The sequence below is a fragment of the Micromonospora sp. NBRC 101691 genome, from assembly GCF_030269285.1.
Taxonomy (GTDB): Bacteria; Actinomycetota; Actinomycetes; order Mycobacteriales; family Micromonosporaceae; genus Micromonospora; species Micromonospora echinospora.
Window position 1 is genome coordinate 791,173 of the sequence record NZ_BSTB01000001.1, and the last position, 14,933, is coordinate 806,105.

Genomic DNA, 14,933 nt, shown 5'->3' on the forward strand with positions numbered 1-14,933 from the left:
GAATCCATCGACGACCACCTGGTACGCCGCCTCACCGGGTGGTCGGCCGGCCAGCCCCTGCCCGAGGACCCCTCCCCGGACGTCGACGTCGACCCCGGGCTGCTGCTGGACCACCTCGACGCCCAGATCCAGAGCCGTCACCTGGACCTCGCGCTGCGGTGGTTGCAGTCCCGGCAGGAGGGCTTCTACACGATCGGCTCCAGCGGCCACGAGAGCAACGCCGCCGTCGCGCTGGCGCTGCGTCCGACCGACCCGGCGCTGCTGCACTACCGGTCCGGCGGCTTCTACGCCGCGCGCGCCGGCCAGGTGCCCGGCTCCACCCCGGTCACGGACGTCCTGCACTCGGCCGCCGCGTCCCGGCACGACCCGATCTCCGGCGGACGGCACAAGGTCTTCGGTCACCGGGCGCTGAACATCATCCCGCAGACCTCGACGATCGCCTCCCACCTGCCCCGCGCGATGGGCCTGGCGTTCGCGCTCGACCGGGGCACCGCCGGCACCGGATACCCGGCCGACGCCGTGGTGGTGTGCAGCTTCGGCGACGCGTCGGCCAACCACTCCACCGCCGCCGGCGCGCTGAACGCGGTGGGCTACAGCGCCCACCAGGGCCTCCCGATGCCGGTCCTCTTCGTCTGCGAGGACAACGGCATCGGGATCAGCACCCGCTCCCCGCGCGGCTGGGTCCGGCGGATGCTGTCGGCCCTGCCCGGCATCGACTACGTGCACGCCGACGGCACCGATCCGGCCCGCCTGCTGACCGTCGCGGCCGAGGTGGCGCACCAGGTGCGCACCCGACGACGCCCCGCCGTGCTGCACCTGGGCACCGTACGGTTCATGGGCCACGCGGGTTCGGACGCGGAGCTGGCCTACCGTACCCAGGCGGAGATCCTCGCCGACTACGCGCGGGATCCGATCCTGGCCACGGCGGCACTGCTCGCCCGGCGCGGGATCCTGAGTCCCGCCGAGAGCCTCGCCCGCTACGAGGACACCCGCAAGCTGGTGACGGACCAGGCCGAGGCGATGCTGGGCCGGGTCGAGCGGTTGTCCGACCCGGCGGCGGTGACCGCCCCGCTGACCACCCGCCGGGTGCGGCAGGTCAGCGAGGCCGCGCGGCGCGCGGGCAGCGGCCGGGAGCGGGTGTTCGGTGGCCGGCTCCCCGAGACCCGCGGCCCGCTCACCCTGGCCCAGTCGATCAACACCGCCCTGCACGACGCGCTGCTCACCTGGCCGCAGGCACAGGTCTTCGGCGAGGACGTGGCCCGCAAGGGCGGCGTCTACGGCGCCACCCGGGGGCTGCGGAAGGCGTTCGGCGCGAACCGGGTCTTCGACACGCTCCTCGACGAGCAGACCATCCTCGGGGTGGCGCTCGGCGGCGCGCTGGCCGGCACCCTGCCGATCCCGGAGATCCAGTACCTCGCCTACCTGCACAACGCCGAGGACCAGTTGCGCGGCGAGGCCGCGTCGCTGCGCTTCTTCTCCGACGGGCAGTACGCCAACGGCATGGTCGTACGGATCGCCGGCCTAGCCTACCAGAAGGGCTTCGGCGGGCACTTCCACAACGACAACTCGGTGGCGGTGCTGCGCGACATCCCCGGCCTGGCGCTGGCCGTCGCCTCGCACCCGGCCACCGCCCCGGCCCTGCTCCGCCAGTGTCTCGCCCTGGCCGAACAGGAGGGCCGGGTCTGCGTGTTCCTCGAACCGATCGCCCTCTACCACCGGCGGGACCTGCACACCGACGGCGACGGCGGCTGGCTCGCCCCCTATCCGGAGCCGGCGCGGTGGGCCGCGACCGAGAACCCGCTGGGCGAGGTCCGGACGCTCCGCGAGGGCGACGACCTGGCGCTCGTCACCTTCGGCAACGGTGTCCCGATGGGCCTGCGGGTGGCCGGCGAGCTGGCCCGCGAGGGTGTGGAGACCCGCGTCGTCGACCTCCAGTGGCTGGCTCCGCTGCCGACGGTGAGCATGCGCGCCGCGCTGCACGGCGTCTCCCGGATCCTCGTCGTCGACGAGAGCCGCGTCAGCGGTGGCGTCTCCGAGGCGGTGGTGGCCGCCCTGGTCGACGGCGGCTTCACCGGCCGGATCGCCCGGGTGAACAGCGTCGACAGCTACGTGCCGCTCGGTCCCGCCGCCGACGCGGTCCTGCTGAGCGAGGACGACGTACGGACGGCGGCCCGCGCCCTGCTCACCTGACATTCCGCCCGCCGCACCAGGTTTGGTGGTTGCAGGGGACCCTTCCTACCGCTTTTTGATGAGCAGGGGTCCCCTGCTCATCGGCAACCGGCACCGCCGGCAGCACCGCGCCCGGGGTCGACACGACGACGGCGGCCCACCCGATGATCGGGTGGGCCGCCTGATGTGGTTGCAGGGGCCCCCTGCTACCGCTTTTCGATGAGCAGGGGTCCCCTGCAACCACCAAACCAAGGTCGCACAGTGCGGAGTCAGTACCCCAGGTCCGGCTGCCGCTTCGTGCCGGCCAGTTCCTCGCCCGCGAGGTAGCGGTCGAGGTTGGCGCAGAAGTCGGCGTAGAGCCGTTGCAGGTTGCCGGAGCCCCGGAACGACGTGTGCGGGGTGATCGTCGTGTTCGGCAGGCCCCACAGCCGGTGGTCCGCCGGCAGCGGCTCCTCCTCGAACACGTCGAGCACGGCACCGGCGATCCGGCCGGCGTGCATGGCGTCGACGAGCGCGTCCTCCACGACCAGCGCGCCCCGCCCGACGTTGACCAGCACCGCCGTCTCCTTCATGGCCGCGAACCGCTCGGCGTCGAAGAAGTACCGGTTCTCCGTGGTCAGCGGCATCGCCAGCACCACGGAGTCGGCTTCGGGGAGCAGCGCGAGATGGTCGGCGTACGCCACCACCCGCTCGAACCCCTCGGCGGGAGCGCCGGTGCGGTTGACCCCGATCACGGTGGCGCCCAGGGCCTGGGCCCGCCAGGCCACCTCACGCCCGATGCCGCCGGTGCCGAAGACCACCATGGTGCTGCCGATGACGTCCCGGGCGACGATCCGGACCCACTCCCGGCGTTCCTGCGCCTCGCGGTGCGCGGGGAACGCCCGGAAGTGCATCAGCACCGCGCCGATGACGTACTCGGCGATCGGCACGTTGTAGGAGTTGGGCGACCGGGTGTAGACGAGCCCCTCGGCGAGGCGGCGCTGCATGGTCTCGCCCGTCACCCAGTCGAAGCCGGCGGCGGTGATCTGCACCCAGCGCAGTCCGTCGCACTTGCCCAGCAGTTCGTCGAACGTGTCCTCGTTCATCGCGCTGCGCAGGATCACCTCGGCGTCGAGCCACTCCTCGCGTACCGGCTCACCGTCCGGGACCGGCGTGAACCGGCAGTGCGGGTAACGCTCGCGCAGTTGGGGCAGCAGGTCGGCCAGGTTCGGGGTGAGCAGGACGTGCGGACCCCGGCCGTCGACGGTCATGATGTCTCCTGCGCACGCTTCCGGTTGTTGTACGTCACGCCACCCTTGGCCCAGTTGTCGTACGAGACCTCGTAGAGGATGACGTGGGTGTTCTCGCGCGGCGAGCCGTACTTGACCAGCACGTCGGTCAGCTCGGCGATGATCGCTTCCTTGGTCTCCTGGTCGCGCTTGCCGATCTCGGCCCGGATGATTGCCATGGTCGTCAGTTCCCCTTCGATGCGGTGGCCCCGACGAAGTCGGGGTTACGGGAGTACTCGGCCTTGACGGCCAGGTAGGCGAACGCGTGCGTGACACCGGTGGCCAGCACCCCGTCGAAGACCTCACGGGCGGCGTCGACGTCGCCGTTGTAGTAGTGCCAGTTGCCCAGGCCGTAGCCCTGGGTGACGGTCTTCAGGCTGTTGCCGTCGCACATCGCCCAGAGCTGCTCGGGGGTGATCTCGCCGGTGTAGAGGCGCATCCGCCCCTCGTAGCCGACCAGGTGGTCCTCGTCGACGAGGGCGATCTTCCGGAACCGGTCGAGCACCTGCTCGGCCTCGTCCTTCCGACCGAGCCGGCGCAGCGCCATGTACTGCCAGTCCTGCGAGGCCACCAGGCCCTCCTGGTGGCGGGCCGACCGCTCGGCCTCCCGGAAGCTGGTCAGGCAGCCCTCCAGGTCGCCGTCGAGGTACTGCGCGACCCCGAGGTGGTACCAGACGGAGGTGTGCAGGGTGGTGTGGTACCGCTCCAGGGCCTGCGGGTCGGCGGCGGCCTCGGTCTCGGTGAGGTGCTGCGGCCGGACCTGCTCGGGGCGGCCGAGGATCAGGCTGACGACGTCCTTCTCCACCTCGGGCTGGTACATCTCGTACTCTTCCTCGACACCGGCCAGTCCGTCGGCGGCGGCGCGCAGGTCCTCGATCGCGCCGGCGTAGTCGCTGATGGAGATCCTCCGGTGGCCCCGGAACCGCAGCAGCCGGGGGCTGTCCGGCTCCAGTTCGAGCGCCTCGGTGAGCAGGGCCACCGACTCCTCGTGCTTGTTCAGGTAGCCCTTCAGGCGGGCGGCGATGATGTAACGGTGGGTCAGCGGTACGGAGGTCACGGGGGCTGCCTTTCGTGCGCGGGTGGTGGTGGGGGCGCCCGCGGGAATGGCGCCCCCACCACGGCTCCTCATCGGTCGAGCCAGATGTTCCGGTAGAAGCGGTAGGTCGGGGTCGGGTCGCCCTGGTAGCCCATGACGTCCTTCTGCACGACGTCGAAGTCCGCGTTCAGGAAGGTCATGGCCACCGGACCACGCTCGGCGAGGATCTTCTCGGCCTGCTGGTAGAGCGCGGCGCGCTTGTCCTTGTCCAGCTCGGAGCGGGCCTGCACGATCAGGTTCTCGTACTCGGGGTCGCTCCAGTTGCCGTAGTTCAGGCCGCCGCCCTTGAGGAAGCTCGCGCTGAACCGCTCGTCCGGGTCGTAGGTGAGGCCGAAGCCGGACTGGTACATGTCGAAGTCACCGGACTTCGTCCGCGAGTCGGCGATGGTGGACTCCACCGACTCGATGGTCACCTTGATGCCGATCTTGGCGAGCTGCTGCTGCTCCACCTCGGCCGAGCGAACCTGGAACGCCGACGTGGCGATCACCATGAGCTTGGCCTCGAAGCCGTTCGGGAAGCCCGCCTCGGCCAGCAGGGACTTGGCCTTCTCGATGTCGGGCTTGTTGTAGATCGGCTCGGTCACCGCACCGAACCGGTCCGGCGGCAGGTAACCCGCGTTGAGCGGGGTCCCGAAGCCGGAGTTGGCCACGTTGAGGATCTCCTGACGGTCCAGCGCCAGGTAGATGGCCTGGCGGACCTTCACGTCGTCGTACGGGGCCTTGGAGGTGTTGAGCCGTACGTGCAGGGAGAGCGAGCCGGAACCGCCGTACCACTTGAGCTTCTCGTCGCGCTTGAGCGCGTCGATGAACTCGGGCGCCGGACGCCAGAGGAAGTCGACCGTGCCGCTGCGGATCGCCGCGGCGCGGGCGTTGTCGTCCGGGTTGAAGGTGAAGTCCATCCCGTCGAGGTAGGGGACGCCCTGCTCCCAGTACTTGTCGTGCTTGTCGAGCTTGATCGCCTGACCGGTGACCCGTGAAGCGATCTTGAACGGGCCGCTGCCGCCGTCGACGCTGCCGTTGAGCCCACCCGGCGCCTCGGCCACCGTCCGGTCCACGACCGACGAGGCGGCGGTGGAGAGCAGGGTCAGGATGGCCGCGTTCGGCTTGGCCAGCTTCATCTCGACGGTGCGCTCGTCGCGCGCCTCGACCGAGGTGATGCCCTCGTAGCTGCGCGCCCGCGGGGCCCGGGTCGCCGGGTCCTTGATCCGCTCGATGGAGTACTTCACGTCGGCCGCGGTCACCTTGCGCCCGCTGTGGAAGAAGGCGTTGTCGCGGAGCTTGAACGTCAGGGACGTCCCGTCCGCGCTCTGCTCCCACGACTCGGCGATCGCCGGCTTGATCTCGCCCCGGTACGACTGCACCAGCGACTCGTAGATCTGCTCGTTGATGACGAAGGCCGAGGTCTCCGACATCCGGTGCGGGTCGAGTTCGTTGGCGTCCAGCCGGATCATGACCCGGAGCCGCCCGCCGGGCTTCGGGGTGCCGGCCTGCGTGTCGTCCTCCAGACGGACGTTGCTGCTCAGGCCGTCGTTGGAGCTGCCGCCGCCGTTGCTGTTCGGAGGCTCACCGCCTCCGGAGCAACCGGCCGCGAGCGTCGCGACGACGCCCACCGCCAGCACTCTGGTGAAAATTCGGGTTCGCATGGTTCTCCTTGGCTGGTGTCACGATCGCGCTAAAGGTCAGCCGGCTTCCATGCCTCCCCAAAAACCCGAAGCCAGTTGCCACCGAGGATCTTGATCACGTCCTCCGGCGAGAAACCGCCGGCGAGAAGTGCTTCGGTGAAGTTGCCGAACTGCGAGGCGTCGTCCATGCCGACCGCCCGTCGCTCGTTCCAGCCGAAGTCACCGAGAAGGTTCTTGTGCTCCTTGGAGTTGGACTGTGCGATGGCCTTCAACTGCGCGGCCCGCATCGGCTCGGTCCACGTCTCGTCGTAGTCGGTGGCGATGGCGACGTGGTCGACGCCGGCCACCTCCACCACACGGCTGACGTGCTCCACGAAGCGGGCGAGATCCGGACGACGGGACGGGTCCTCCGGGTAGTACAGGAACCCCGACAGGGTGGTGATGCCCATGACGCCGCCCTGCTCGGCCAGCCGGCGCAGGAAGGTGTCGGACTTGGCCCGGATGTGCGGTGACATCGCGTCGCAGAACGAGTGGGTGACGACCACCGGCTTCGCGGAGGCGTCCATCGCGTCCAGGCCGGTGCGCTGACCGCAGTGCGAGACGTCGACCAGGATGCCCAACTCGTCCATGGCCTGGACGAAGCGGCGACCCCGGTGGGTCAGACCGGAGTCGGTCTCCTCGCCGCAGCCGGCACCGAGCAGGTTCTGCCGCTGGTAGGTCAGTTGCAGGATGCGGATGCCGAGGTCGTAGAAGGTGCCCAGCAGGTCGAGGTCGACACCGATCATCTCGGTGTCCTGCGGACCGAGGATGACGGCTTCCTTGCCCTCGGCCTTGGCCCGCTCGATGTCGGCGACCGTCAGCGCCAGCAGCACCCGGTCGGAGTGCTCGTCGATCCACCGACGGCACCGGTTCACCTCCCGCAGGGCGGTGACCGTGTCGGCGTACGGCCGGGTGACCGTGTGGTTGACGGCGGTGACGCCACCCCGGCGGATCCGGTCGAGGTGGGCGTCGCTGAGTTCGATGACCGTGCTTCCGTCCACCACGGTGGCAGCGGCGTGCAGCTCGGTCGACGAGTGGACGGGACTTTCCGTGGCGGCAGCGTTCACGTCATCTCCAGGATCATCGGAAGATGCTGGGACTCTACGAGAACTGCCCGTTGCTGTCCATAGATCCTCGGAAACTCGTCGTCTGACGGCTCTATGCCGACGAATTTCGTCGCTAACGCCGGTCGATACCAGCCCTCGCCAACCAGCCGGGCACGAATGCCGCGACGAGTTGCTTCCAGTCACGAACCGCAGATAACTCGTGATGAGGACGGATCGACCGAAGAAGGATGCGCGACGTCAGCCCCGGACCCGCGCGGCGGAACCCCGACGGACGCCTATCCGACGCTCCACGTCCGTAGCGCACCGCCCGGGAGGCTTGCGAAGGTAGATACCGTGGCGGACCTGGCCGACGAAGTACGCGCGAACTTCGCCTCCTGCGCCGTGTTCTTCCGGGACACCACCCTGCCGGAGGCCGTGCTCGCCCGGTACCGCCCGGGTCTGCTCCTGCGGGAGCCGACGTTCTGCGACGTCTCGCACCGGGCGGGCGGATTCGTCGCCCCGCACCGGTATCTTGTCTTCTCCGCCAGTGCCCGCGTGCTGCCCGACGCCGAGGGCTGGGGCCTGTGCCTGTGGCCGCGCGGTCGGATCTTCAAGATCCTCGACCAGGTCAGCGACGGGCGGTACGCCCAGGTCACGCTCCTGGAGATCCCGGAGCACCTGGTCGAGGTCTTCCTCACCGCCGAGCCCAACACCGTCGAGCGGGCGTACATCGGGCACGGTCGTGACCTCTTCGAGGAACTGCGGAACGCGCCGCCCGTTCCGGAGCTCGACACCGACCGGTGGCGTGATCGGCTCACCTACCCGGTGGGCGTCGACGACGAGGGCCGCTACTTCCCGCTCTACCGGCCCGGGGGATACCGCTCGGACGGGAACGGTCCACCCCTCGTCCACGCCGTCCGGCACCTGACGCACACCCTGCTCGACGCGGGCGCGTACGCCGACGCGGAGGCTCAGGTACGCGCGGCGATCGAGGCCGCGCGGCCGTTCGCGGACCGTTCTCCCGAGACACTCGCCGCGCTCCTGGTCACCCAGTCCGACCTGCACCTCCGGATGGCGGACCACCGGGCGGCCGAGAACGACCTGCACGAGGCGTTCCACCTGTACCGACGCCTCGACGAGGATCGACTGCCCGTCGCCGAGGTGCTGAGCAGCCTGGGGCACCTCTACCAGTCCACCGGCGACGACGCCGCAGCCGAGCGGCACCACCTGCACTCGCTCGGGATCCGGCGCCGGGTCGCGGGCGAGCGTGACGTCACCGTCATCCCGACGCTCGTCTCGCTCGGCGCGCTCTGCGAGGGGCAGAACCGCTTCCCGGAGGCACGGCGGTGGCTCGCCGAGGCGCGGGACATCGCCCGTGCAGCCGGCCAGCCCGAGAGTCCCGTACTGCTCAACAACCTCGCCCGGCTGCACCAGGCGACCGGGCAGTTCGAGGCCGCGGAGCGCGACCTGGGCAGCGCCCTGGCCCGCCTGGCACCCGAGAGCCGGGGGACCCAACAGCTCACCCTGCTGGCGAACCTGGCGGAGGTGCGCGCCGCGCGTGGACAGACCGCCGACGCGCTGCGCCTGCTGACCGAGGTGATCGCACGGCATCGGGAGACCGTGGACCAGTTCGGCTCGTTCGCCTCGGAGGAACAGCGGCTCGCCCTGCTGCGCGTCTCCCGGAGCAGGTTGGCACAGTACGTCTCACTGGTCCTGACGTCCCTCTCCGACCAGCCCGAACACGTCCGGCAACTGGCTGACCTGATCCTCGACTGGAAGGGCCTCGGGATCGACGCGTTGGCCCGGGACCGGGATGCTCTCGTGAGCGGCCGTCACCCGCAGTTGCGCCCGATGCTCGATGAACTCGGTCGGCTGCGGGCCTGGATCGCGCAGCGTCGGCTGGACGGTCCGGACGCGCGCGACCCGCACGGTTCCGCGGAGGAACTCCGGCGGGCCACCTGGCAGCTCCGGGAGTTGGAGAAGGCGCTTGCCCGCGCGCTGTCCGTGGCCCGCACCGACCGGCCGTCCACAGTCGACGCCATGGCCGTCGCGCGGGCCACCCCGAGCGGCGCGGCGACCGTCGAGTTCCTCCGGTACGCGCCGTTCGACTTCCACGCCGTACGCAGCCGGGGCGACCGTCCCTGGCAGCCGCACCGGTACCTCGCCGTGGTACTCACGCCGGCACGTCCCGACCAGCCGGTCCTGGTCGATCTCGGTGCCGCGCGCACCATCGACGAGCTTGTCGCGGGCGTACGCACCCAGTTGACCGGATACCGTGGACACGCGGCCGACGAACGTGCCGACGCGGCCGAACAGCTCCACGACGCGGTGTTCGAGCCGTTGCGCGCCGCCATCGGAGACAGTCGACGCCTCCTCCTGGCACCCGACGGCGAGCTGCTGCGCCTGCCCTTCGAGGTGCTGCCAGACCGGAACGGTGGACGGCTGATCGACGGGTACACCATCTCGTACCTCACCGCCGCACGCGACCTGCTCCGGTTGCGTGCCACCGCCCGCCCCACCACCGGGCCGCCCCTGGTCGTGGCCGCCCCTGACTTCGACCTCGGCGGGGTGCCGTCGGTACGACGGCCACTGCTGCCGCTGGAGGGCGCGCGGCTGGAGGGCGAAGTCGTCGGTCGGCTGCTCGGCGTCCCGCCCAGTCTCGCCGGCGAGGCGACGAAGACCCTGGTCGAACGCGCCTCCTCGCCCCTCGTCCTCCACTTCGCCACCCACGGTTTCGTGCTCCCTCAGCAACCCCCGCTGTCGCCGGAGAAGTTCGCTCCGGGCATGACGATCCGTCCTGCGGACCCGGACCGGGAGATGCTGGTGCTCAACGGCACCCTGGCCACGCCGACCGCCTTCGTTCCCGCCGAGGACAGCTTCGCCCGGCTCACCGGCAGAGGGCCGGCGAACCCGCTGCTGCGCGCCGGGCTCGCCCTGGCCGGCGCCAACACCTGGTTGGAGGGGGACGAGGCGCCGCCCGTCGCCGGCAACGGCATCCTGACCGCGCTGGAGGTGACCGATCTGGCGCTGGCCGGCACCGAACTCGTCGTGCTCTCCGCATGTGACACCGGACTGGGTGACGTGGAGCCGGGCGAGGGCGTCCTCGGACTGCGTCGCTCGTTCCTCATCGCCGGAGCCCGTACCCTCGTGCTCAGTCTGTGGAAGGTGCCGGACGAACAGACCCGGTACCTCATGGAGCACTTCTACCGTCTGCTGCGGGACGGGCGGTCACGCGTGGAGGCACTCCGCGAGGCACAGCTGCTGACCAGGGAATCCTGGCCCGCCCCTCGGCACTGGGGCGCGTTCGTCTGTCAGGGCGACGACGGGCCGCTGCCAGGACTGCCACCGACCGTCGTGGATCCCGAGGGCTGATCCCTACGATCGCTGAAGCGGCTCGGCACCTCGGAGCCCGTTCTGTCCAGCGAGGTGGAACGTCCGTACGGGCGCCCCGCTGTCACGATGGGGACGTGACGCAACAGCCACCCAGCGCGGCACGCCGACAGTTCGGCCGCGACGTCGCGGTCAACGTCCTGGCCAACCTCATAGCGGCGGCCATCCTCTACCTCCTCGCAGTCGCCGGCCGCTATGTCGCCGCGAACCTGGGGCTCATGATGTTGGCGCTGGTGTTCCTGCTGGCTGCCGTTCTCTTTCTGTGGATGCTCCGCTCGGGTTACCTGGACGAGGACAAGCTTGTGGGCAGGCGGGGTAGGCCCGTCCAGCCAGGCCGGGGTCGACCAGCGAAGAGATGAGCCGACCGCAGTAGGCTCACGAAGTACGTGCCTGCGCGCCGAGCGGCACCCGGACGACCCGGAGCGGAAGGTGGACGAGGCACGAGCAACCACTCGTCGGTAACGGTCTTACCCCTTGCTCGGCGGTCCGGTGCTCCTCGCTGCCGCCGCTTCGGCGTGTGGTGCGGGTCGTGGTGCCCCTGCCGTGCACCCAACCCCTTCGCAACATGATCTCCGTGGAGACGTTCTGGCTGGTGGGGCGGGCGGGGCTCGAACCCGCGACCGAGGGATTATGAGTCCCCTGCTCTAACCTGCTGAGCTACCGCCCCCTGCCGGCGCCGGGATATTAACCCGGCCGCGCGAACACCGGCCACCATGCGCAGCGACGGCACCGATCTTCCGGCACGATGGGCAACGCGAGGATAACAGCCTGCATCGACCACGGCTGACCCCTCCGGCATACCTTCCGCGCGGGGCGGAGCAGGGTCAGGGGCGCAGGTCGTGGAGGAGTGCGCCGGCGGCGCGCCAGCCGCTGGTGAGGGCGCCCTGGATGGAGGGGCTGTCCCGGTGGTCGCCGGCGACGTAGAGGCCGTCGCCGAGGGCGACCGGCTTGCGCAGGCGCCCCTGCGGCGGGGGCGCGGCAGGCAGGGCGTGCGGGACCGGGACGGTGGTCAGGTGCTCCCAGTCGTCGGTGGGGCGACCGTAGAGGCGGGTCAACTCCCGGCGTACGACGGGCTCGGGTGGGGCGGTGGGGCCGACCACGGAGGTGGCGACGAGGTGCCGTCCCGGTGGGGCGTAGCCGGGAACGGCCCGGCTGACCACCACCGTGTTGGCGATGGTCTCGCGACGGTCCCCGTCCAGCAGCAGGATCGGCTCGGCCACCGGCGGCTCGGCGGTGCTGTGGTAGTAGGTCGTGTAGCTGTGCATCCGTACCGGGGGAAGACCCGGCAGGAGCGCGGTGGCCGCCGGTGGGTCGACGGCGACCACGACGGCGCGACAGCGGATCTCGCCGGTATCGGTACGCACCAGGCCGGGGGACACCGCCGTCACCCGGGTGCGCAGGTCGATCAGGTTGGTCGGCAGTGGCGCGGCGACGGCCCGGGGCAGCGCGTCCATCCCCTCGGCGGGCAGCCCGATCCGTCCCCGGGCGAAGGAGCGCAACACCATGGCCAGCACCCGGCTGCTGGTCTCCAGTTCCCGGTCGATCAGGACCCCGGAGAGGAACGGACGCAGCAGTTCCTCGATGATCGCGTCGGAGAGGCCGGCCCGGCGCAGCGCGCTCTCGCTGGTCGTCTCGGTCGCGTCGAGCAACCGGCGCGGGGGCAGGGTGGCGCAGCCGGCGGCGAGCAGGGCGAAGCGGAGCCGGTCGGCGAGGGAGCCGACGCCGGCCAGGGCGGTGCCGGGCGCGCCGGCCGGCTCGCGCAGCGGGTGGACCAGGCGGACCAGGTCGTCACCCCGGCGCACCAGGACGCCGGACGTGAAGTACCCGAGCTTCAGGGTCTCCAGGTCGAGCAGGGTGCCGAGCCGGGGGTAGGCGGTGTTGAGCACCTGGAACCCCCGGTCGACCAGATATCCGTCGACCCGGTCGGTGGCGACCCGACCGCCGAGCCGGTCGCCGGCCTCGACCAGCCGCCAGGGAACTCCGGCGCGGTGCAGGCGACGGGCGGCGGCGAGCCCGGCCAGGCCCCCGCCGACGATGACGACGTCCGGTTCGGCCGACATCGACCGTCCTCCCCTCGGTGCCGACGGTGCGGGTCCGTGAAACGACGCAGAAATCGACGCAATCCGGAGTCTATGCCGGCCCCGTTCATCCTGCCGGGCGTCCGGCGGACACGGAGCGGAAACGCCCGTCCTGACACGACGGGCGACGTCGGCGGGCGTGGACACCACCGAGTTCCGTGGCCGGCAGACCCGGGCAGCGGGGTGACTCGGCCCGGGAAACAGTGACGCCCGCCTGGCGGTGCCGGCGGGCGCAGTGGAGTGAGCTCCCCCGATTGGACTCGAACCAATAACCTGCCGGTTAACAGCCGGCTGCTCTGCCAATTGAGCTACAGGGGATCGCGTTCCGGAACCGGATCTCTCCGGCACCGTGCGACGGGGACAAGCGTACAGGATTCCCCGGGGTGTTGGTCCAGGGGGTTACCGCCCACCTTCGAACCGCAAGAAGCCGGGACAAATCGCTATCCGGACACAGGGAGGCATGAGCAGAGAGGAGGATGGGTAGTTAGCTGCGGACAGAGGACGCAGGCGCGACACGACCGCTCCCGACCGGGTTCCCCGGTACGGAATCGGTGGCGCGTCAGGTACGAAGGGAGCCGCCATGCGCGGAAAGATCATGTTCCTTGGCGGGCTGGCTGCGGGATTCGTCCTGGGCGCCCGCGCCGGTCGGGAGAAGTACGAGGAGCTGGTCGTCCGGGGCCGCAAGGTGCTGGACCACCCGACCGTGCAGGAGGCGGCCGGCGTCGCACAGGCCCAGGCGAACCGGCTCTACAGCGAGGGCAAGGACAAGCTCAGCCACTCCAAGCTGGGCGAGAAGCTCGGCAGCAGCAGTGGGGACGGCAGGCAGGGGCTGACCGCTGCCGACGACGCCTTCGCCGGCACGCCGGCCACGGTCGGGGCGAAGACCGGCAGCGCCAACTCCACCAGCGCCGGATCGTCGAACACCGGCTCGGCCAGCAGCGCCAGCCGGAGCAAGTCGTCCGGTGGCGGGGCCAACGGCAGCACGTTCTGAACGACCCCGCTTTCGACGGGCCGGCCGCCTCGCGCGGCCGGCCCGTCGGGCGTCGTACGGTCCGGTCGACCGGACGTTACGCGGGTCCGGTCAGTCGCGGCCGCTGCTGAAGGCGGCGTCGAAGGCCGCCGTCGGGGCGTCGAAGGCGAGCCGGCGGACGAACTGGAGCGCCTCGGGCGCGCCGACCAGCCGGTCCATCCCGGCGTCCTCCCACTCGATCGAGAGCGGGCCGTCGTACCCGATGGCGTTCAACGCCCGGAAGCAGTCCTCCCAGGGTACGTCGCCGTGCCCGGTGGAGACGAAGTCCCAGCCGCGGCGCAGGTCGGCCCAGGGCAGGTGGGAGGAGAGCCGCCCCCGTCGCCCGTCGCCGGTACGCACCTTCGCGTCCTTGCAGTCGACGTGGTAGATCCGGTCGGCGAAGTCGAGGATGAAGTTCACCGGGTCCAGGTCCTGCCAGACGAAGTGGGACGGATCCCAGTTCAGGCCGAAGGCGGGGCGGTGCCCGATCGCCTCCAGGGTCCGCCGGGTGGTCCAGTAGTCGTAGGCGATCTCGCTGGGGTGGACCTCGTGGGCGAACCGCACGCCCACCTCGTCGAAGACGTCGAGGATCGGGTTCCACCGGTCGGCGAAGTCGTGGTACCCGCGCTCGATCATGGACGGCGGCACCGGCGGGAACATCGCCAGGGTGTGCCAGATCGACGATCCGGTGAAGCCGACGACGGTGTGGACGCCGAGCTTCGCCGCCGCGCGGGCGGTGTCCTTGATCTCCTCGGCGGCCCGCTGGCGGACCCCCTCCGGCTCGCCGTCCCCCCAGATCCGGGCCGGCAGGATGTCCTGGTGCCGCTCGTCGATCGGGTGGTCGCAGACCGCCTGGCCGACGAGATGGTTGGAGATGGCGAAGACCCCGAGGTTGTGCTTCGCCAGCGTCTCACGCTTGCGATCGACGTACGAGTCGTCGGCCAGTGCCCGGTCGACCTCGAAGTGGTCGCCCCAGCAGGCGATCTCCAGTCCGTCGTAGCCCCACTCGGAGGCGAGCCGGCAGACCTCGTCGAACGGAAGATCGGCCCACTGGCCGGTGAAGAGTGTGATGGGTCGCGCCATTGTCCTTCTCCCCTGTGGTGGTCAGGGATTCCGCGGGCGGGACCGGGGCGAGGGTGACCGGCCCCGGGACGAGGGGCCGCGCCGGAGGGAGGGACCGGTGGGCGCTGCCCCGCCGGGTCACCGACGGATGTGC

11 protein-coding genes and 2 tRNA genes are annotated in these 14,933 nt (G+C 70.8%); 4 read left to right on the plus strand and 9 right to left on the minus strand.

Annotated features, from left to right (window positions below; all coding sequences use genetic code 11):
* The first annotated feature begins 6 nt into the window (after positions 1–6).
* Positions 7–2,190 carry a thiamine pyrophosphate-dependent enzyme gene (locus QSK20_RS03375; protein WP_502888834.1) on the plus strand — a complete coding sequence of 728 codons (2,184 nt, stop codon included), beginning with the start codon at positions 7–9 and terminating at the stop codon, positions 2,188–2,190.
* 248 nt (positions 2,191–2,438) lie between these two features.
* On the opposite strand, the gene QSK20_RS03380 is transcribed toward QSK20_RS03375, so the two are convergent.
* From QSK20_RS03380 to QSK20_RS03400, 5 genes are all read right to left on the minus strand, one after another.
* Complete coding sequence (locus QSK20_RS03380; RefSeq protein ID WP_285787047.1) at positions 2,439–3,419, minus strand: D-2-hydroxyacid dehydrogenase; 981 nt, start codon at positions 3,417–3,419, stop codon at positions 2,439–2,441.
* Positions 3,416–3,616 (minus strand): tautomerase family protein, encoded by a 201-nt coding sequence (locus QSK20_RS03385; RefSeq protein ID WP_088982625.1) that lies wholly within the window; start codon positions 3,614–3,616, stop codon positions 3,416–3,418. Before QSK20_RS03385 ends, QSK20_RS03380 begins: the two co-directional genes overlap by 4 nt.
* 5 nt (positions 3,617–3,621) lie before the next feature.
* Positions 3,622–4,494 (minus strand): tetratricopeptide repeat protein, encoded by an 873-nt coding sequence (locus tag QSK20_RS03390; RefSeq protein WP_285787048.1) that lies wholly within the window; start codon positions 4,492–4,494, stop codon positions 3,622–3,624.
* Positions 4,495–4,562: 68 nt separating this feature from the next.
* A complete protein-coding gene (locus QSK20_RS03395; protein ID WP_285787049.1) occupies positions 4,563–6,176 on the minus strand; it encodes an ABC transporter substrate-binding protein in 1,614 nt (537 codons plus the stop codon).
* Positions 6,177–6,205: 29 nt separating this feature from the next.
* On the minus strand, positions 6,206–7,261 hold the full coding sequence (locus tag QSK20_RS03400) for a dipeptidase (protein ID WP_285787050.1): 1,056 nt from the start codon (positions 7,259–7,261) through the stop codon (positions 6,206–6,208).
* A gap of 333 nt (positions 7,262–7,594) precedes the next feature.
* Between QSK20_RS03400 and QSK20_RS03405 the strand changes: the two genes are divergently transcribed.
* Complete coding sequence (locus QSK20_RS03405; protein WP_285787051.1) at positions 7,595–10,612, plus strand: CHAT domain-containing protein; 3,018 nt, start codon at positions 7,595–7,597, stop codon at positions 10,610–10,612.
* Between the two features lie 95 nt (positions 10,613–10,707).
* Positions 10,708–10,989, plus strand: coding sequence for a hypothetical protein (locus tag QSK20_RS03410; protein WP_285787052.1), 282 nt, complete (start codon positions 10,708–10,710; stop codon positions 10,987–10,989).
* A gap of 231 nt (positions 10,990–11,220) precedes the next feature.
* On the opposite strand, the gene QSK20_RS03415 is transcribed toward QSK20_RS03410, so the two are convergent.
* The 3 genes from QSK20_RS03415 to QSK20_RS03425 all read right to left on the minus strand — a co-directional run bounded on the left by QSK20_RS03415 (position 11,221) and on the right by QSK20_RS03425 (position 13,026).
* Positions 11,221–11,297, minus strand: a tRNA-Ile gene (locus tag QSK20_RS03415).
* Positions 11,298–11,454: 157 nt separating this feature from the next.
* Positions 11,455–12,690: an NAD(P)/FAD-dependent oxidoreductase gene (locus QSK20_RS03420; RefSeq protein WP_285787053.1), complete on the minus strand. Its 1,236-nt coding sequence runs from the start codon at positions 12,688–12,690 to the stop codon at positions 11,455–11,457.
* 263 nt (positions 12,691–12,953) lie between these two features.
* Positions 12,954–13,026: transfer RNA gene (locus QSK20_RS03425), tRNA-Asn, on the minus strand.
* A 262-nt stretch (positions 13,027–13,288) separates the two neighbouring features.
* Here QSK20_RS03425 and QSK20_RS03430 point away from each other — a divergent pair.
* On the plus strand, positions 13,289–13,699 hold the full coding sequence (locus tag QSK20_RS03430; protein WP_285787054.1) for a hypothetical protein: 411 nt from the start codon (positions 13,289–13,291) through the stop codon (positions 13,697–13,699).
* 90 nt (positions 13,700–13,789) lie between these two features.
* On the opposite strand, the gene QSK20_RS03435 is transcribed toward QSK20_RS03430, so the two are convergent.
* Positions 13,790–14,800, minus strand: a complete 1,011-nt coding sequence (locus QSK20_RS03435; protein WP_285787055.1) for a sugar phosphate isomerase/epimerase family protein — start codon at positions 14,798–14,800, stop codon at positions 13,790–13,792.
* Positions 14,801–14,933: the final 133 nt, after the last annotated feature.